Origin of the sequence: Lutispora sp. (assembly GCF_041687175.1) — a bacterium.
In the GTDB taxonomy this organism is placed as follows: domain Bacteria; phylum Bacillota; class Clostridia; order Lutisporales; family Lutisporaceae; genus Lutispora.
The window spans coordinates 1-20682 of sequence record NZ_JAWLCK010000048.1; the positions used below are offsets into that span (position 1 = coordinate 1).

16 protein-coding genes and 1 tRNA gene are annotated in these 20682 nt (G+C 37.4%); 16 read left to right on the forward strand and 1 reads right to left on the reverse strand.

What is annotated here, in order from left to right; all coding sequences use genetic code 11:
* Both ACESM9_RS08510 and ACESM9_RS08515 read left to right on the forward strand, forming a co-directional pair.
* A partial coding sequence (locus ACESM9_RS08510; RefSeq protein ID WP_372997257.1) for an NAD(P)/FAD-dependent oxidoreductase occupies positions 1 to 1059 on the forward strand: 1059 nt, incomplete at its 5' end.
* Positions 1060 to 1382: 323 nt separating this feature from the next.
* Positions 1383 to 1880 carry a Spo0E family sporulation regulatory protein-aspartic acid phosphatase gene (locus tag ACESM9_RS08515; RefSeq protein WP_372997259.1) on the forward strand — a complete coding sequence of 166 codons (498 nt, stop codon included), beginning with the start codon at positions 1383 to 1385 and terminating at the stop codon, positions 1878 to 1880.
* A gap of 123 nt (positions 1881 to 2003) precedes the next feature.
* Here ACESM9_RS08515 and ACESM9_RS08520 read toward each other — a convergent pair whose 3' ends face one another.
* A complete protein-coding gene (locus ACESM9_RS08520; RefSeq protein WP_372997261.1) occupies positions 2004 to 3941 on the reverse strand; it encodes an endonuclease MutS2 in 1938 nt (645 codons plus the stop codon).
* 499 nt (positions 3942 to 4440) lie between these two features.
* Between ACESM9_RS08520 and ACESM9_RS08525 the strand changes: the two genes are divergently transcribed.
* The 14 genes from ACESM9_RS08525 to ACESM9_RS08590 form a co-directional block, all read left to right on the forward strand.
* Entirely contained in the window at positions 4441 to 5478 is a 1038-nt protein-coding gene (locus ACESM9_RS08525; protein WP_372997263.1) for an SPFH domain-containing protein, read from the forward strand.
* 25 nt (positions 5479 to 5503) lie between these two features.
* On the forward strand, positions 5504 to 5698 hold the full coding sequence (locus ACESM9_RS08530; RefSeq protein WP_372997265.1) for an Arc family DNA-binding protein: 195 nt from the start codon (positions 5504 to 5506) through the stop codon (positions 5696 to 5698).
* Positions 5699 to 5714: 16 nt separating this feature from the next.
* A complete protein-coding gene (locus ACESM9_RS08535) occupies positions 5715 to 6917 on the forward strand; it encodes an AI-2E family transporter (RefSeq protein WP_372997267.1) in 1203 nt (400 codons plus the stop codon).
* Positions 6918 to 6964: 47 nt separating this feature from the next.
* On the forward strand, positions 6965 to 7357 hold the full coding sequence (locus ACESM9_RS08540; RefSeq protein ID WP_372997269.1) for a hypothetical protein: 393 nt from the start codon (positions 6965 to 6967) through the stop codon (positions 7355 to 7357).
* Positions 7358 to 7567: 210 nt separating this feature from the next.
* Positions 7568 to 10255, forward strand: a complete 2688-nt coding sequence (locus ACESM9_RS08545; protein ID WP_372997271.1) for an EAL domain-containing protein — start codon at positions 7568 to 7570, stop codon at positions 10253 to 10255.
* Positions 10256 to 10279: 24 nt separating this feature from the next.
* Positions 10280 to 11905: an amidohydrolase gene (locus ACESM9_RS08550; RefSeq protein ID WP_372997273.1), complete on the forward strand. Its 1626-nt coding sequence runs from the start codon at positions 10280 to 10282 to the stop codon at positions 11903 to 11905.
* A gap of 48 nt (positions 11906 to 11953) precedes the next feature.
* Positions 11954 to 12577, forward strand: a complete 624-nt coding sequence (locus ACESM9_RS08555) for a DUF4230 domain-containing protein (RefSeq protein WP_372997275.1) — start codon at positions 11954 to 11956, stop codon at positions 12575 to 12577.
* A gap of 86 nt (positions 12578 to 12663) precedes the next feature.
* A tRNA-Lys gene (locus ACESM9_RS08560) sits at positions 12664 to 12739 on the forward strand.
* A gap of 87 nt (positions 12740 to 12826) precedes the next feature.
* Positions 12827 to 13972, forward strand: coding sequence for a chemotaxis-specific protein-glutamate methyltransferase CheB (gene cheB, locus ACESM9_RS08565; RefSeq protein WP_372997277.1), 1146 nt, complete (start codon positions 12827 to 12829; stop codon positions 13970 to 13972).
* Between the two features lie 61 nt (positions 13973 to 14033).
* Positions 14034 to 15947 (forward strand): anaerobic carbon-monoxide dehydrogenase catalytic subunit, encoded by a 1914-nt coding sequence (cooS, locus tag ACESM9_RS08570; protein ID WP_372997279.1) that lies wholly within the window; start codon positions 14034 to 14036, stop codon positions 15945 to 15947.
* A gap of 245 nt (positions 15948 to 16192) precedes the next feature.
* A complete protein-coding gene (locus ACESM9_RS08575; RefSeq protein WP_372997281.1) occupies positions 16193 to 17422 on the forward strand; it encodes a DUF438 domain-containing protein in 1230 nt (409 codons plus the stop codon).
* Positions 17423 to 17589: 167 nt separating this feature from the next.
* Positions 17590 to 18981: a dihydropyrimidinase gene (hydA, locus tag ACESM9_RS08580; RefSeq protein WP_372997283.1), complete on the forward strand. Its 1392-nt coding sequence runs from the start codon at positions 17590 to 17592 to the stop codon at positions 18979 to 18981.
* A 32-nt stretch (positions 18982 to 19013) separates the two neighbouring features.
* Positions 19014 to 20342 carry a putative aminohydrolase SsnA gene (gene ssnA, locus ACESM9_RS08585; RefSeq protein ID WP_372997285.1) on the forward strand — a complete coding sequence of 443 codons (1329 nt, stop codon included), beginning with the start codon at positions 19014 to 19016 and terminating at the stop codon, positions 20340 to 20342.
* 30 nt (positions 20343 to 20372) lie between these two features.
* The coding region (locus ACESM9_RS08590) for a 2Fe-2S iron-sulfur cluster-binding protein (RefSeq protein ID WP_372997287.1) at positions 20373 to 20682 on the forward strand (310 nt) is incomplete at its 3' end.

Consider the following 20682-nt stretch of genomic DNA (forward strand, 5'->3'; position numbering starts at 1 on the left):
ACGAGAATACCACACTACATATCAGGCGAAACCAGTTTTGAGGAAATGACTCCCTATGGTGATGACTGGTATATAAAAAACAGAATAAATCTTATAAAACAAACAAGAGTTACCGGAATTGATATTAATAAAAAAGCGGTGTTAGCGGATAAAGGCAGTTATTATTACGATAAACTTATAATAGCTATAGGGTCCAGTCCTTTTAGACCACCTATTAAGGGTATTGATTTGAAAAATGTTGTTACAATACGCACTATCCATGATGCTGATAATGTTATTAGCCTGGCTAAGAATAAAAGAGCATGTACAATAATAGGTGGAGGGTTGCTAGGACTGGAAATTGCTTATTCCATAAAACAGCTTGGGTGTGAGGTAAACATAGTAGAAAGAAATGAAAGGCTGCTTCCAAGACAATCAGATAATATTGCATCATCACTGCTGCTGGATGCCCTTAGATCCAAAGGAATTAATGTTTATCTCAACGGAGAGACAGAAGAATTCTGTGGAGATGATGTAATAACAAAGGTTAAATTGAAGGACGGCAGAGTTATAGATACTGACTTTGTAATACTTTCCATGGGGGTAAGAGCAAATATAGCCCCTTTCCATAATACAGGACTGGATATTGGCAGAGCCATAAAAGTTGATGAGTATATGAGAACCAATATAGAAGGGATATATGCAGCAGGAGATGCAGCAGAATACAAAGGAAATAATTTCTGCATATGGCCTATAGCTATATCACAGGGTAAAGTGGCTGGAAGCAATGCAGCAGGAAAGCCAATAGTATATGAAGATATTAAACCTCACACACAGCTTAAGATACCTGGTATTACCTTATTCACTATAGGAAACATATTATGTGAAGATTGTGATGTTTTCCAACAATCTGACAAAGAGCATGGAAGGTACATTAAGTTCTTTTTAAAAGATGGAATAATTGAAGGATCTATAGTATTTGGCGAAGCATCGTTGCCCAATAAAGTTAGAAAAGCTGTAGATAATAAGAAAAAGTTTATAAACATATCCAATATTGAACAATTATTAGAATCATTATAATTCATATATAATAGGCGCAAGGCTATGCCAGGGAAGTTCACCGAATAACCTTGCGCCGTTTTCTTAAACATCCCTGCCTCAAATCCATATAAAATCCTCCCTTATAAATCAAATTTCTATAAGTTACATTAGTCTCAATATAGAAGAGCCAACACTGAGTTTTGCAGTGGCGTCAATATCGATATAAGCAGTCAGTGAAATTGCTGACTACTCTATATATGGTAAATAAAATGTGAACATAGTGAATATTTCAGCAAAAAACAACTTGTAGGATTTTGCAGTATGATATGTAATTAATTGAGTATTTTGAAAGGGTGGTGGATATGTATAAAAGCAGAATGGAACAGTTAAGAGATACAATCAATACAATGATATCCTCAGAAAATTGTGATACCAATGAACTGGTAAGAAAGAGCCAGGAGCTTGATGAGCTGATATATGAAGAACTAAAAAAGAATATCTACATAAAGAATGTGCTGGGTTATGAGCATATGAAGGAATTCAATGCAATACTGGATAGAATTTATGCCATTGAAAAAATGTATGATTTTATCCGAATTGTGGATCCTATAAAGAATGAGGTTTTAGATCTTAAGATAGGCAAGTTGTGTAAATCAGACCTCCAATGTTATGAATTCTGGAAAAGGCAGGAGGCTTGCGAAAATTGCATTTCCATAAAAGCATACAATGAGGACGATGTTTTTATAAAAATAGAGTATGTAGATGACAGTATTTATATAATAACTGCTGTTCCTGTATTTATTGGAGATAAAAAACTTGTAGTTGAATTGTTAAAGGAAGTAACTGGGAAAAATATATAAAAGGCAGCTATCCTTGTCTAAGATAACTACCTTTTATTATCTTTGCTTTCATAACATTATATAAAAGCACCATGGCATATTTATTAGTAACTAGTTTAAAGAAGTATTATGAAATAAATTAATTTACTTTAGTATATCTTTTTCATCCTTTATCTTGATTATCAGTTTGGGGTCGTGTTTACGCTCCAATTTATGTCTTGCTTTTCGATTCTCAACGGTATCAAAAATAATACTGAAATCATAATCTTCAGGATAAAGTTCAGATGCAGGTACACGAAGTTTAAGCCTTTTATGATTGATTAGAAGCTTTTTCTTTTTTATCTGCACCCCAACTTCGCCTTTTTCATTGGCTTTCTGATATACTATGCCTATTTCCTTTTGAGGATAGACCATGACGCTATCACCGATGGTAAAACTTATTTCTGCTGTATTGGAGGGACTTTGCTTAACATTTGAAGTTTTAACTCTTCTTGCAGATTTTTGAACCTGTTTACTTTTATTGAGCGGAATTTCGTTCAATGAGGGATTCACCTTTTCTTCTCCATATGCAGCAATGCTGGCCCTTTCTATCATATGCTGTGGAAGCCCTAATCGCTTGGCTATATATAGAGCGCAGCTTTCCCCTGCTTCTCCAATCTCCAGCTTGTATAACGGTTGCAAGCTTTCTCTGTCAAAGGCCATTCTTGCGTTTATCATTCCCGGATTATTTTTTGCCAACTCCTTTATTTCCGGATAATGAGTGGTTGCAACGAAGAGGCAGTTCTTACTGCATAGTTCTTCCAAAACAGCAGTTGCTATACCCATACCCTCAGCTGGGTCGGTACCTGAGCCTAGTTCATCCAGCAAAACCAGGGATTGATCATCAGCCAGTTCAAGGATTTGGATTATATTAGTTATGTGTGATGAAAAAGTGGACAGATTCTCGGTTATGCTTTGTCCGTCACCGATGTCACAGAGCACATAATTATTCATGGAAAAGCATCCATATTCTACAGGTACATGCAGTCCGCTTTGAGCCATTATTGATAGCAACCCAATGGTTTTTAATGCTACAGTTTTCCCTCCTGTGTTGGGACCAGTGATTACAACACCTTGCACATTATTCCCTATATGAAAATCAAGGGGCACGATATTTTCTGATTTCAAAAGAGGATGGCGTCCTTCTTTTATGACGATTTTTTTCTCAGAAGTAATCTCAGGTTCCACTGCCTTCATGGCAATGCTGAGCTTAGCCTTGGCAAATATGAAATCAAGGCTTTCCATTGCTTCTATATTGATGTTAATTGATGTTATGTGCTCTTCAACCAAAGCTGTTAGTGTATACAGAATTCGTCTTACTTCATTTTCTTCTTCTATACGGAGCAGGGCTATTTCATCCTGCAACTTCCTTGTGGAAGAAGGTTCGATAAAGTAGGTATTACCACTTTGGGAAACATCTATGACAGTGCCATCCACTTGTCTTTTATACTCCTTTTTTACTGGTAATGTATAATGCTCATTGCGGATAGACACAAAGCTCTCTGAAAACCAGTTTTTATTGTTTCGCAAAAGAGAATCCAGTTTTGATTTTATTTGAGCTCCTGCATTTATAATTTTTCTTCTTATGTCCCCAAGTTTGGGTGAAGCCTTATCGTCAATCTCACTGCCACGGATAGCCATGTTTATTTCATCCTCTATCTCAGATAAGTCGTAGATGGAATCGCCATATGAAGCTACAACGGAAGATATATTTTCTGCTTTTTTAAGATATGCCTTTAACCTTCTGCAGGCAGTGAGAAATTGGGCGATGCTCTCTAACTGCTCCGGCATCAGGAGTATTCCTTTACCCAGTAGGCTAAGGGATTTCTCAAGATCATTCAAAGCTGCCAGAGGTGGGTTGCCCCATTGTTCAATAATGAGTTTTGCCTCTGTTGTTTCTTTTAAGCTTAGCAATACCTTTTCTTCACTGAGATAGGGTTCAAGGTTTCGAATTTCTTCCTTGACCTTATTTGATAGAGCGTATTCCTCCATCATATTGAGGATTTTATTATATTCCAATGTTTCAAACATTTTATTTGTCATTTATTACCCCTCCCTGTAAATAAAAACCCGCAAAGGACATACCTTGCCCGTATAAGGCAGAATGCTCCTGCGGGTAATAATCTAAAATAAATAGCACGACAAACATACCTTGCCGTGCCATGTATAATATTTATGGTTATGAAGCAGTCTGTAAGGTAATGTCCAATAAAGGGTACAACAAATAGACAGGAATGAATCCTGTTTATTCAATGGATACCCTATGAACTATATTTAGTTTAAAATCACCTTTACAGAGCTTACCGACATCAATACCATCCTTTCATTCTTTGATACATTTTTAAAGTATCATATATATATTGTGCAGTCAACAAATAAATTATTAAACATAAGGCATTGCTTGTATCAATATTTAAAACAGCTTTTAAAAATAAGAGGCATATATTCACATGGCAAGTATTGACATTTTAAATATATTATAATAATATAAAAGTGATATCAAAATGATATCATACAAGGTAATAGAAAGGAGTTCTTTAAGATGGCAAATAATATAAATGGAGACAAAAAAGTACTACACTATGAAGAGATAGAAGCAAAATCAGTAAGTGGATTACCTGTTTTAATACTGAATATCATACTCATGATTGCTTCTGTAGTTGGTTTTATTTCAGGTATCAATCTCATAGATGAAAGGAGCAGCACTGCAGCAGGTATAGTTCTATTAATTGCTTCTTTGATGTATTTCATAATAGTGGGGCCTATAATATTCATAGGTTTGAAGGTGTTAAAGCCCAATGAAGCCCTTGTATTAACCCTTTTCGGCAAATACTATGGGACCTTGAAAGGAGAAGGCTTCTTCTTTGTAAATCCATTTACTGTGGCTGTTAATCCTGCACTTCCATCAACTTCTACAGGGAAAATTGTTGCGGAAACACTGGTATCACCAGATAAAGGAGCAGCTCAAGCTGCTGCATTATCTGCCAGAAGCAAGAAGATTTCATTGAAAACCATGACATTAAACAATGACAAGCAGAAAATAAATGATCAATTAGGGAATCCTATTATAATAGGGATTGTTGTCATATGGAAGGTTGTTAATACGGCAAAGGCAGTATTCAATGTTGATAATTATACCGAATACCTTTCCATCCAATGCGATTCTGCACTGCGAAATATTGTAAGACTTTACCCTTATGATGCATCAAATGAAGATAATGAGAAGTCTTTAAGGGGAAGCAGTCAGGAAGTTGCAGAAAAGTTAAAGGAAGAGATTCAATCTAAGGTTGAGATTGCAGGTTTGGAAATCATCGAAGCCAGGATAACCCACCTGGCTTATGCTCCGGAAATTGCTGCAGCCATGCTCCAGAGGCAGCAGGCTTCAGCTATAATAGATGCTAGACAGATGATTGTTGAAGGAGCAGTAGGCATGGTGGAGATGGCCCTTGCCAAGCTCAGCGAAAATGATATTGTACAGCTCGATGAGGAAAGAAAGGCTGCCATGGTGAGCAATTTGCTAGTTGTACTCTGCGGCAATAAGGATGCTCAGCCCATAGTGAACAGTGGATCCTTATATTAGAATATGTAGAGGAGGGCAATGATTTATGGATAGCAAAGAAGCAAAAAAAGAAAAGGATAAAAAGCAAGTGCTGTTGAGATTATCGCCCTCTCTCTGGGAAGAGTTAACAGCTTGGGCAGAAGATGATTTTAGATCCTTGAACGGCCAGATTGAATACTTGCTTACCGAATGTGTAAGGCACAGAAAGAAATTAAAGAAAGATGATGTTGACAAAATCTAGCATTAAGAATAACATTATGTTGCAAACTAGTGTTTTCAATAATCAAAATAAGAATAGAGTGATTGATGTGGATTTATCAGTGAAAAACATGAAAAAAATATTGCTTATTGCTTTGATTTCAATAATATTTTATTTAGCATTGCAAAATCTGCCTTCTGTAATAAATTATATCAAGGGGATTTTTGGCTTATTATCACCATTTATAATAGGTCTAGTTATTGCCTTTATTTTGAATGTACCCATGAAGATGCTGGAGAGCATATTTTTCCCTTCATCCAGAAAGCTGATAGTTCAAAAAATCCGCAGACCTGCATGTCTTCTTTTGTCTGTTCTATTGGTATTAGCCATCTTATTTCTTGTGGCTTTTCTGGTGATTCCTGAAATAATAGGCACATTTGCCATCATAAAGAATACTGCCCCATTATTTCTAGCAAGGATTCAGCAATGGATAGAAAAATGGTCGGTTCAGCTTCCTGAGTTGAAGCAGTGGATAGCTTCCCTACAGCTTAATTGGGAGAGAATAGCAACCTCTGCTGCAAACTTTGTTAAGAGCGGAACTTCCACAGTATTAGGTTCGGCTTTTTCAGCAGTTTCCACCATTTTCAGCGGCACATTTACTGTGGTAGTAAGCCTGATATTTGCAGTATACATACTAACATCCAAAGAGAAGCTGACATATCAGGCTAAAAAACTGATATATGCATATTTGCCAGAACCCAAGGCAGATAGGATTGCTTATGTATCCAGGTTATCCTATAAGACATTTCACAGCTTTGTGATTATACAATTTACTGAGGCTGTCATCCTTGGATTCCTTTGTTTTATTGGTATGCTCATATTAGGCTTCCCACATGCTATGACAGTTTCAATGCTCATAGGATTTACTGCTTTAATTCCATTGGTAGGTGCATTTATTGGTGCAGCTGCAGGTGCTTTTATGATTCTTATGATAGCTCCAATGAAAGCTATATGGTTCATTGTGTTTATAATTATTTTGCAGCAGATTGAGGGTAATTTAATCTATCCCAGGGTTGTAGGAAGTTCAATAGGTTTACCGGCTATATGGGTATTTGTTGCAGTAATATTTGGTGGAAGTGTACTTGGAATATTTGGAATGCTTATTTTTGTTCCATTGTGTTCTGTTATATATAATCTCATTAGGGAATCGGCAACTGTAAGGCTAAAAAATAAGGATATTGAAGAAGAAAAACTAAGATAGGATGCAGTTTATATAGCTAATAATATTGTTAATGAGGTGTAGCAGATATGAATTGGTTTAGGAGAATGATGATAGGACGCTATGGTGTTGATCAACTATCAAATGCCATGTTTTTGCTTTCCATTATACTTTTACTTATAAGTTCACTAATTGGATCTGTTATAATAAACACATTTGCCATGATAATACTTATACTGTCTTATGCAAGGGTATTTTCTAAGAACATTAACAAACGAAGAGAAGAAAATATGAGATTTTTGAAGTGGTGGAGCCCCATCAGCATAAAACTGATGCAATCTTTAAACCGCATCAAAGGATATAAGACATATCGTTACTTCAAATGTTCCAAATGTGGGCAAAAGCTGAGAGTGCCAAGGGGTAAAGGTCGAATTCGCATTACCTGTCCTAAATGCAAAAATGAATTTACAAAAAACACATAGATATTATTGAAAATATGATGTATAATTAGTAACAGAATTATTTCAAAATAATTTTTAAATTGTCAAATTCCCTAACAGAGTGAATAATATTTACAATTTTCGCGAGATATTGTAAATATTATTCACTTTTTTGACGATATTTGGTATAATCTAAATAATATTCTGTGTGCGAAGTAACTGATGGTGCTCTTGTAAAAAGGGAGTGGTTATATGAGAACCCCCATGAAAAGAAAAGCTATAGTGGTAAGTAGTATAGCTATTTTGATTTTTTCTGTTATTATAGGCGGTATTATTTATTACTTTGCGTCCAATGCAATCATTTCTAACATTTCAGAATCTCTCACCCAAATTGCAGTTCTGGGTGCTAAGGCTGTGGAAAGCAACCTGAAAGGAAGCTTGGAAGTCATTGAGACTATAGCTGCAGAAGAATCCATTAAAAATCCAAATATATCAATAGAAGAAAAAATACAAATATTGAAAAACCAGGTTGACAGAAAAGGTTTTGCACGAATGAGCATTGCGGATCTTTCGGGGAATTCCTTGACCACAGAAGGTGTTAGTTTATATGTAGGTGATAGGGATTACTTCAAGCTGGCTAAACAAGGCATAACCAATATCTCGGATCCTTTAGTAAGTAGAGTGGATAATACTCTGGTTATTACTTTTGCTGTGCCAATAATTTACGACGGAGACATAATAGGAGTCTTATACTCTACTCAAGATGTTGAAATCTTATCCGCAATAACCGACGGAATTAGACTAGGGGAATATGGAAGGTCATACATAATCGACAGTATGGGCGTTACAATAGCTCATGAAATAAGAGAACAGGTAAGAAATAGAGTTAATATACTTTTAGATTGGAATAAATTAGGATATGACAAGAGCATGTATGATTTCTTTATTAATATGCAAAGAAGTGAAAAAGGTGCAGGCCAATACATATTTGATGGTACAAAAAGATATGCTGGTTACGCAAAGATACCAGGCACAGATTGGTATTTTGGCATATCCGCTCCCAGATCTCAGGTTTTCAGAAGTATTAATCAGGTATATTCCTTTGTAGGCATTTTACTTCTGTTAATAATATTGATCTTTTCTGCAGCGCAATTCTACATCAGGATTTTGAGGAAAAGTTTGAAGATCGAGAGAAACGCAGCGACGGCTGCCATAGATACAGCAAACTTAGTCATTCTATATGTAGATAAACATGGTGTTATATATGAATACAATAAACATGCTGAAATAAAGCTTGGCTATAATAAAGCTGAGGTAATAGGGATTATGAAGCTTTCAGATATTGTTGCCTCCGATTCCATTGATTCCTATGATAAGCTTATGCACCACCTTAATACAGGAGAACAGCTAAGCAGTCTGGAGCTGTCTTTGAAGAGTTCTGATGGAAATGTAGTATATATGGTCTGCAATCTGAATTTTCTAGAGGATTATGATTATGAATATATAGAGATAATAGGAATTGACATAAGCGAAAGAATAAAGATGGAGAAAGAACTGGTGGAAAGCCATGAGGAGTTGACATCTCTATATGAGGAATTATACGCATCCGAGGAGACTTTGAGGGAGCAGTATGAAGAGTTATCCCAAAAGGAGAAGAAAATTCATAACCTGGCATACTATGATCCTCTCACAGGATTAGCTAATCGCATCAATCTAGAGAACCATTTCAATAATAATATTCTTCAGAAGCAAAGCAAATCAGCTATGCTTTATATGGATATAGATAATTTCAAGTTTGTCAATGATACATTTGGCCACTATATGGGTGATAAGCTGTTGGCTGTCGCTGCTCAAAATATTAAAAAAGTTGTAGGAGAAAACCATGTGGCTGGCAGGCTAGGCGGAGATGAGTTCATGATCATCACAGATGCTTATGAAGACATATCTGAAGTTGAAATGCTGGCAGATAAAATATTAAAAACTTTCGAGACAAGCTTTTATATAGAGGACTCGCCAATTAATGTATCTACTAGTATAGGCATTGCCCTTTATCCTGACAATGGAGAGAATTTTAATGACTTATTGAAATGTGCTGATATTGCTATGTATGCTGCTAAGGCTGCAGGAAAAGAAAATTATGTTTTCTTTAATGACCGCATGAATGAAAGCATAGTAAAGAAGATGAAAATCCAAAACAGCATGAAAAATGCCATAGGAAATAATGAGTTTTTATTATATTATCAACCCCAGTACCATATTGTATCAGGCAGAATAAAAGGGTTTGAAGCATTACTGAGATGGAACAGTTCTGAGCATGGATTTGTTTCTCCAGCGGATTTTATAGAGATTGCGGAGACTTCAGGACTTATAATTCCTCTTGGAGAATGGGTCCTCAAGGAGGCCTGTGAATTTATAAAGAATTTATATGATATGGGTCACAGGGATATAAGCATTTCTGTCAATGTTTCTGTTATACAGCTGAAGCAGGAGAACTTTGTAAATATGGTAGATAGTATCCTAAAAGAAAAGGGGCTGGAGCCATCTTCCCTCGAACTTGAGATAACAGAGAGCCTTTTGATTGAGGACATTGAACTTAATTTGAAAAAGTTAAAAGGATTAAGGAAGTTAGGAGTAAGGATATCCTTGGATGACTTTGGCACAGGATATTCTTCCTTGACATATCTCAGAGAATTGCCAATCGATATTCTTAAGATTGATAAATCATTTATAGATAATATTATGCATGATAGTGACAAAAGCTGCTTGACAGGCACCATAATTAGTCTTGCTCATGATCTGGGACTTGAAGTTGTTGCAGAAGGGGTAGAAGAAGAACAACAATTGAAGTACCTTAAGTGCTATAATTGTGATATGGTGCAGGGATATCTATTCAGTAAACCCTTGCCAAGACAAGATGCAATAAAGTTATTATCTTCTTGATTCTAAATGAGAGGAGCCGTTAAGGTGAAAAAAATATTTTCAAATGGCAAGATAGCCACAATGGAGAGGGAAAAACCCTTTGCTGAAGGGGTAGTTGTGTCTGATGGGAAAATCATATTTGTTGGAAGCAATGATGATGTATTACGGTATAAAGATGATGACACACAAGTCATTGATTTAAAAGGCAGGCTAATGGTACCTGGATTTATAGACAGCCATATGCATCTTTTAAATCTGGGTTTTTTTATGAAATCCATAGATTTAAGCGTTGCCAAGTCCATAGAGAATCTAAAAGCTTTAATAACAGACTTTATAAAAGAAAACTCTATAGAGGCTGGACGATGGGTTCTTGGCAGAGGTTGGAATCAGGATCATTTTGATGTAAAAGTATTTCCAACGAGATATGATTTGGATGATATATCAAAAGAACACCCAATTGTGATTACCCGAGCCTGTGGACATGCTGTGGTAGTCAATAGCAAAGCCCTGGAACTGTGTGGCATAAACAGGCATACTAAGCAGGTGGAAGGCGGATCCATAGACCTGGATCATAATGGAGAGCCCAATGGAATTTTCAGAGAGAATGCAATAGAACTGATAAAAGAGGGAATGCCAAAGGATGATATTAAATCCATTAAGGATGCAATAATGGCTGCTCAAGAGAAAGCATTGTCCTATGGGTTAACTTCTGTACAAAGCGATGATTTGGAATCGGCTGCAGGCGCAGGATATGAAGATGTGATTGAGGCTTACAGGGAATTGGTATCAGAAGGCAAAATGAAAATTAGATTGTATGAGCAATGCTTGCTGCCTACCATGGATAAACTAATGAGTTTCTATGATAAAGGGTACTATTGCCATTGGGGGGATGAACAATTCAAATTAGGTCCCTTGAAAATATTGACAGATGGCTCTCTAGGTGCCAGGACAGCATATCTGACGAAGGAGTATAACGATTCCTCAGGAAATTATGGAATAGCAACTTATACTCAGGATGAGCTGGATAAGCTTGTATTTTATGCCCACGAAAGGGATATGAGCGTCGCAATACATTGCATTGGCGATAAGGCAATGTATATGGCTTTTGAAAGCATAGAGAAGGCAAAGAAAACAATGCCTGGGAAGAATGTAAGGCATTCTATAGTGCATTGTCAGATAACAGATGAAAAGCTTTTGGAAAGATTCAGAGAGTTAGATGTTATAGCTCATGTACAGCCTATTTTCTTGGATTATGATCTTCATATAGTAGAAGACAGAATAGGAACTGAAAGGGCCAAGTGGACTTATAACTGGAAAACACTTATAGACAAAGGTGTTAATGTAGCCTTTGGATCTGATTGTCCTGTAGAGCCTTGTAATGTTATGCATGGCATTTATGCAGCGGTGACCAGGAAGGATCTTGCTGGCTGCCCAGAGAATGGCTGGCTGCCTGAGCAGAAAATTTCTGTAGAAGAGGCTTTATTTGGATTTACTTTGGGAGCTGCCTATGCCTCCTTTGAAGAAAAAATGAAGGGCTCAATCAAGGAAGGCAAACTAGCTGATTTTACTGTGCTGAGTGAAGATATATTTGAAATAGAACATGACAGATTAAAAGATGTTGAAATAGCTGCGACAATAGTAAATGGTGAGATAATGTGGGGTTCATTGTAATATTATTTATTAAGATATTTGTAGCAATTTGTGAGGAGTTTTGAGTAAATGAATTTAAAAAATATTATATCAATGAAGACAATAATAATCTTAGCTTTGATTTTGGCCATCTTATTTTTGGCTTATAAATTAGTTGATAGTCAGAAAACTCCTGAACCAATTATAGAAGTTGAGAACCAAACAATTGAAGACTCTACAGTCATAATGGAAAGAGTTGAAAGACTTTGGGAAATGTCATCAAATAAATATTTTTACAGCAACGTATTGGCATTTAAAGACAATTTGAAAATCAAGGATTTCCAAGTACCTTTTACTGAAAAATCATATTTGATAAAATATGATGGATACTTAAAGGCCGGTATAAATGCTGAGGATATGGAGATATTGTTCAATGAGGGAAAAACTATAAAAATAAAGCTGAAAAATTCTAAGATACTTGACCATGTGATAGATGAGAAAAGTGTGTATGTTTATGATGAAAAGAATTCAATATTTAATAACTTAAGTATAAAGGATATTTTTAACCAGCTTTCAGAAGAAAAAGTAAATATTGAGTCTAAGCTTGTAGAAAAGGGTTTTCTAATAGATACAAACAACAACATTAAAATATTTTTAGAAGAATTTTTGAGAAATCTCGGCTATGAAACCATAGAGATAGAGTTTGAAGACTAACAAAAAAAATCAATTTTAATTAGTTGACATATTATTATATATTTTGTATAATGTAATAGTCGGTTGCGACGACATTAAAATTTAATGCGCCATTAGCTCAGCTGGTAGAGCAACTGACTCTTAATCAGTGGGTCCTGGGTTCGAATCCCCGATGGCGCACCATATGATTGTATAGCTGCAGATGCTTGCAGCTTTTTTGTTTTACGTATATTATAGTATTACAATACTTATAAGCAGGTGTAGTAAGATATGAAGAAATTAAATGTAATGATAGTAGATGACTCTGCTCTATTTCGCAAGTTTATAAGTGATGCTGTAGAACGAACTGGTGCAGCCATAGTTCAAGCTGTTGCTGCCGATGGAAATGAATGCTTGAGTATCCTTAAGCAAAAAACTCCTGATGTGGTTTTGCTGGATATAAACATGGCGGGTATAAATGGTATAGATGTTTTGCGCAGAATAAAAGAAAGCCATGAAGACATAAAAGTGATAATGATAAGCTCTGCTGACAATTCTGACAATGCACTTACTGTAACAGCATTGGAAATTGGAGCTTTGGACTTTATATCCAAACCCAGAGGAAATGATTGGCAAAGAAATTTGTTGAGCATAACCAGCTATCTGAAGGTGCTTTTTAACTACATAATCATCAACAAATATTATAGTATAAGCAGTAAGGAAACAGCTGCAAGTGTTGGAAAAGCAAAAACTGAAAAGGAGAGACCAACAACACCGAAGCAATTGGATGTTGAAAAGGAGCCTGATGTAGTTTCCAAAACTTCTAATATAGAAAGGCAGATAACCAAATTTAAAATTGATTTGGTGCTTATAGCTTCTTCTACAGGAGGTCCTAAAGCTTTATATGATGTTTGCAGCAAACTGCCTGCTGATTTAGGTGTTCCTGTACTTATTGTTCAGCATATGCCTGCTGATTTTACTACGATTTTTGCCAACTCGCTGAACAATATTTCCAAGCTGAAGGTATCTGAAGCCAAAGATGGAGATATACCTAGAGCAGGCCATATTTATATAGCAAAGGGCGGCAAGCACATGACCGTAACCAAATCTCCTTCCAATACAATGACAATAAAGTTGGAAGACACTCCTACAGTAAATGGAGTTAAGCCTGCTGCCGATGTGTTGTTCAAATCCCTGGCTGAGGAATTCTTTAATCTAAATATGTTGGCGGTAGTTCTGACAGGTATGGGCAAGGATGGCACCGATGGTCTGAGGGAACTGAAGAAGAAAGCTAAATGCTATGTTATAACCCAGAGTGAAAGAACCTGTGCAGTATATGGCATGCCAAAGAGTGTTTATGAAGCAAATCTATCAGATGAGGTACTGGATATACAGGATATTGCCAGCGGTATAAGTCGCAGAGTTATGATTAAATAAGAATAAGAAAACCCCTTTATTGGTAAACTTAAGTTGAATACTAATGAAAGGGGTATTTTTTATGGGTGAAACAATATTGGAAAAAACTGAAGGTAGAGTAAGCTATCATGATTCTGTAGAGGAAATGCTAATAAGGATCAGAGAAGATGGCTTATCCAATGTTTTCGACCGTTATGCATTGCAGGAAAAAATACGCTGTAAATTTTGTCTGGAGGGGTTAAGCTGTAAGCTTTGTTCTCAGGGACCCTGCAGAATAAGCGAAAAGGGAGGCCAAACCAGAGGTGTGTGCGGCATAGGGCCTGATGCTATGGCTATGAGAGAATTTCTGTTACATAACATTATGGGAGCCGGCACCTATGGACATCATGCCTATCAGGCATTCAGAACTTTAAAGGCTACAGCCAAGGGAGAAACTCCCTTTAAAATAACCGATGTGGAGAAGCTTAGGTGGATGTCCAAAATGCTGGGTATCGACACAAATTTGGATACAAATAAGATGGCAATAAAGCTTGCTGATTTGCTTTTTGAAGAACTTCATACCGACTATGACAGACCTAATATGATGGTGGAAGTATTTGCTCCCAGAAAGAGAAAAGAGGTATGGAGAAGTTTGGACATATATCCTGCGGGAGTCATATATGAAATACAGGATTGTGTAGCCAGCTGCTTGACCAATGTTGATGGAGATTTTGTATCCTTAGCCACCAAATCATTAAGACTTGGATTGTCTACCATATATAATGCCCAGATAGGTCTTGAGATGGTACAGGATATTCTCTTTGGCACTCCAAAACCCCATGAGGTTGAGGTTGACTTGGGCATAATGGATCCGGACTATATCAATATTGTTTTTAACGGACATCAGCCATGGCTTGGAGTAGCTACCATGCAAAAATCCAAGACACAGGAAGTCCAGGGCAGAGCAAAAGCTGCAGGAGCAAAGGGGCTTCGCATAGTAGGATCTATAGAAACAGGGCAGGAGTTGCTCCAGAGATTTGATATAGATGATGTGTTTGTAGGGCTTATGGGTAACTGGCTTGCCATAGAGCCGCTTCTGGCAACGGGAGCTGTGGATGTATTTGCCATGGAAGAGAACTGCTCACCGCCTCATATCGATCAATATGCAGAGAAATACCAGTTTACCTTGGTAAGCGTAAACGACATAGTGAGAATACCAGGGTTAAAATATGGATTTGACTATAATCCAAAAGAGGTAGACACAGTTTCTGATTCATTAATAAATTTGGCTATTGAGAACTTCAAAAAGAGACACGGCAAGATACAGCCTAAAGTTCCAAAAATGAAACAGAAAGCTATTGCTGGATTTTCTACAGAAGCTGTGCTAAATGCGCTAGGGAACAACCTAGATCCTCTTGTAAAGGTCATAAGCGAAGGAAAACTAAAAGGTATTGTGGCTTTAGCAAACTGCGCTACTTTGAGAAATGGTCCTCACGATTGGAATACGGTTAATATAACAAAGGAGTTGATAAGAAGAGATATACTGGTGGTCAGCGGTGGCTGCGGAAACCATGGCTTGGAAGTAGCAGGCCTATGCAATCTGGATGCTATCAAGCTTGCTGGTGACGGATTGGCTGAGGTTTGCAACATGCTCAAGATTCCTCCCGTATTGAGCTTCGGTACCTGCACAGATACAGGAAGAATATCCATGTTGGTCACAGCATTGGCAGATCATATGGATTTGGATATACCTGATCTCCCCATAGCTGTAACAGCTCCTGAATGGATGGAACAAAAGGCTACAATAGACGGTGTGTTTGCTATAGCCTACGGAGCCTACACTCATTTGTCTCCAGTTCCCTTTATCACAGGAGCTCCGGGACTTGTGAAGCTTCTTACCGAAGATGTGGAAGGCTTAACAGGAGGAAAGGTTGGATTAGGCGATGATCCAAAGGAAGCCGCTGATGGCATAGAAGCCCATATAATGAAAAAAAGAAAGGCACTGGGCCTGAAGTAATGATATGGAGAGGCTGTTGCATAATTCATTGGACTTGTTATTCTGAAGGAGCAAAGGGAATGATGTATATTTCCAGCATTCAGTATGTCAAAAATGATGTTTGCAACAGCCTCTTCAAATGGTAATATATATTACAGAAAAATAATTTTCCATAGGATATCATATTATTAGCATAATTAACCAGCAGTTACTTAAAATTAATATAACCTATTCATTGTTGAAAAAATTATATGGGAGGGTTTAAAATGAGTGAAATCATCAATAACAGAGAATACAGAAAAAAAGTTTTGAAGGAATTGATAATGGAGCTTCATGAGGGAAAAAGCGTAGAAGAGGTAAAAGAAAGGTTTGCTGAGCTCATAAAGGATGTATCAGCCAGCGAAATATCCGAGATGGAGGGAGCTCTTATAGCCGAAGGTATGCCGGTACAAGAGGTTCAGAGACTATGCGATGTCCATGCCGCAGTATTTAAAGGTTCCATAGAGGAGATACATAAGGAAGATATACAGGAAATTGAGAAAACTCCGGGGCATCCTTTACACACCTTTATGTTGGAAAACAGGGAGATTGAGAAACTGCTGAAGGGCAGAATAAATGAAGAATTGGAAGCGTTCAAAGCTGATGACAGCAACAGCAATGTAGAGAAACTCATTGAAGCATTTAATTTGCTTTGGGAAGTTGACAAACATTACAGCAGAAAAGAAAACCTCATATTCCCCTATCTGGAGAAATACGGCATAACTGCCCCGCCAAAGGTCATGTGGGGTGTAGATGACGAAATCAGAGCTGAGATTAAGGGCGTAAAGATTGAACTGGAGAAATACAAGGGAAATAAAGATGAAATTATAAAACGAACAGAAGTGTTGATAAATAAAGTCAATGAAATGATTTTTAAAGAAGAGAATATACTATTCCCCATGTGTAAAGATACTCTTACAGAGGATGAGTGGTTAACTATTGCAGAGGAAAGCGGAGAAATAGGCTACTGTCTCACTGAACCTGCCGGAGTGTGGAAGCCCAAGAGAGTAAACCTGGAGAAAAAGGAAGCAGACAAAGTGTCAACACAAGCATCCGGATATGTTAAGCTTGAAACAGGTATCCTGAAGGTGGAAGAACTGGAGGCTATGTTGAATACTCTGCCTTTTGACATAACATTTGTTGATAAAGATGATGTTGTGAAATATTTCTCCCAGGGCAAGGAGAGGATATTTGCAAGGACAAAGGCTATAATAGGGAGAACTGTTCATAATTGCCATCCTCCAGCAAGCGTCCATGTAGTGGAAAAAATAGTACAGGATTTGAAATCAGGAGCAAAGGATCAAGAAGACTTCTGGATCAAGATGGGAGATGTATACGCATTAATCAGATACTTTGCAGTGAGAGATAGCGAAGGTAACTACCTAGGTACTGTAGAGGTTACCCAGAACATAAAGCCAATCCAGGATATAGAAGGGGAAAAAAGGCTTATGAGCTAATATATCAATTTTTGATTAAGAGTATGGAAACCATGAATTGGTTTCCATACTCTTTTTTGTAGTTTTATTGTTGCTTATATGGCATGAATAATGCAACTTAATGGAATAATAAAATGCAGATGCAACCATAATGTGAGGGTAATTGTAACTCAGTTGGAGATGATGAAATGCCTGTATTGATAAAGAACGGAACAATAGTAACTGCCTGTGACACATACAAGGCAGATGTATTGATAGAAAATGAAAAGATCGTAGAAATAGGAATGGATATAAAGAGGGATGATTGTGAAACTATTGATGCCAGCCAAAAATATCTGATACCTGGAGGCATAGATGTTCATACCCATTTGAATCTTCATTCAGGTACTGTGGTGGCAAAGGATGATTTTTATACTGGCACGGTAGCTGCGGCTTGTGGAGGAACAACATCAATTGTTGACCATATGGGCTTTGGGCCTGAAGGATGCAGCTTGAAGCATCAAGTTGATGTCTATCATGGATACGCAGATGGTAATGCGGTAATAGACTATGGATTTCACGGAGTAATACAACACATTAACGATAATATATTAAGTGAAATGGAATACATTGTTGAGGGGGAAGGTATTTCCAGTTTCAAAATCTATTTGACATATGATTTTAAGCTATCCGATGAAGAGGTTTTAAAAACCCTTGCAAGACTGAAAGAGCTCAATGGCATAACAACGGTGCATCCGGAAAATGATGGAGCCATAAGATATCTCAAAGAATCATATGTAAAAGCAGGAAAGCTGTCTCCCATATATCATGCATTGAGCCGGCCAGTGGAATGTGAAGCAGAAGCCATTAACAGAATGATTAACCTGGCTTCCTTGGCGGGAGATGCACCTTTGTATATTGTTCATCTTTCATGCAGTTTAGGTCTTGACTATATTAAATTGGCAGTGGATAGAGGCCAAAGAGTCATTGCAGAAACATGTCCCCAATATTTGCTTTTGGATGAAGAAAGATATAAGGAGCCCTTCAATAATGGGTTAAAGTACATTATGAGTCCTCCTTTGAGAGAAAAAAAGAATCAGGAAGAATTATGGAAGGGTATACGAGATGGATATATAAAAGTTGTTGCTACAGATCACTGTCCCTTTGACTTTGGTGTGGAAAAACAACTGGGGAAAGGGGATTTTACCAAATGCCCCAATGGTGCTCCGGGTATAGAAACCAGAATGCCTCTGATGTTTTCAGAAGGAGTATCAAAGAAAAGAATAAGCATCAACAAGTTTGTGGAAGTGACATCCACAAACCCTGCAAAAATATTTGGATTGTATCCCAATAAAGGATCCATTGAAGCCGGATTTGATGCGGATATAGTGTTGATAGATCCAGATAAGGAAGTAAACCTTACCAAGGCCATGCTCCATGAGAATGTGGATTATACCCCATATGAAGGCATGACACTCAGAGGCTATCCGGTGCTAACCATGGTTAGAGGGAAAGTTATAGTGAAAGATAATGTGTTCATAGGTCAGAAGGGTTATGGGAAGTATATGAAGAGAAGCAAAGTATTTCTTGAAAATATATAATCACTTTACTATAGGAAAAGGAGTGGCAGTTAATGCTTTTGATAGGGAATGGAACAGTAATCACACAGAATCCGGATAGACCATTGCTTGATGACGGATGCGTAGCAATTGATGACGGCATCATAGTCCAGGTAGGAAACACCACAGATATAAGAGAGAAATACAGTGCTGGTGAGTTTATAGATGCCATGGGAAAGATTATTATGCCGGGGCTTATCAATACCCACCACCATATATACAGCAGTTTTGCCAGAGGAATGATATTGGATGGTGAGGCAGGAGCCAATTTTATTGGCATATTGGAAAAATTATGGTGGAGGCTGGATAGGAAGCTTACATTGGAGGATGTTAAACACAGCGCTTACTCAACCCTTCTGGAGTGTATTAAAAACGGGGTTACCACAGTGTTTGATCATCATGCCAGTCCTCATTCGGTAAAGGATAGCCTGTTTACCATAGGAGAAGTCAGTAAGAAGTTGGGCGTAAGATGCTGTCTTTGCTATGAGGTTTCCGACAGGGATGGAGAAGCTATTATGAGAGAAGGTATAGAAGAAAACATTAGCTTTATAAAACATGCAAACAAAAATGACCAGGATATGCTTAAAGGAATGTTTGGACTTCATGCCTCCTTTACACTATCCGATGAGTCTCTGAATAAGTGCGCGGAAGCAATGGCAGGTATAGATGCAGGATACCATGTTCATACTGCAGAGGGTCTAGATGATGTTTATGATTCATTGAAAAAGTATGGGAAAAGAGTAGTGCAAAGATTATTTGACTTCAATATTCTTGGTGAAAAATCTATTGCAGTTCATTGTGTACATATCAATGGATTGGAAATGGACATATTGAAAGATACCAGGACAAATGTGGTACACAATCCGGAGTCAAATATGGGAAATGCGGTAGGTTCCCCGCCGGTTATTGAAATGATGAGACGAGGTATAAGGGTAGGTCTTGGTACTGATGGTTACACCAGCGATATGTTTGAATCCATGAAGGTAGCCAATATTTTACATAAGCACAATCTTAGCGATCCAAGAGTTGCTTGGGCAGAGGTCCCCAAAATGCTTTTTGAGAGCAACAGAGAAATTGCAGCAACTTATTTTGACAAGCCTGTAGGGATCCTCAAAGAAGGTGCCTATGGGGATGTAATAGTTGTAGATTATAAGCCCCATACTCCTTTGAACAAAAACAATATAAACAGTCATATTCTCTTTGGAATGATGGGAGCAAGTGTCAATACTACAATCATAAACGGTAAGGTGCTTATGCGGGATCGCAAGGTTCTTGTCGCTGATGAAGGTGAAATTATTTCAAAGTCCAGAGAAGTAGCCGAGAAGCTATGGAAAAGAGTATAAAGAAAATCATACTAGAGAGGTGGTTAGCAGTTGTATACATTTAAACTCAATGGTAAAACCGTAAGTATAGAAGAAGACAAAAATCTATTAGAGTATTTGAGAGAAGATGAGAATCTTATTTCAGTAAAGGACGGCTGCAGTGAAGGTGCATGTGGAGCCTGTATGGTACTATTGGATGGAAAAGCTGTAAGAGCTTGTCTGCAAACCATAGCCAAGATTGATGGCAAAAGTGTGATTACATTGGAAGGCCTTAAAGAAGAGGAGAGAAAAATATATGCATGGGCCTTTGCGGAAGCAGGAGCTGTCCAATGCGGATTCTGCATACCCGGTATGATAATAA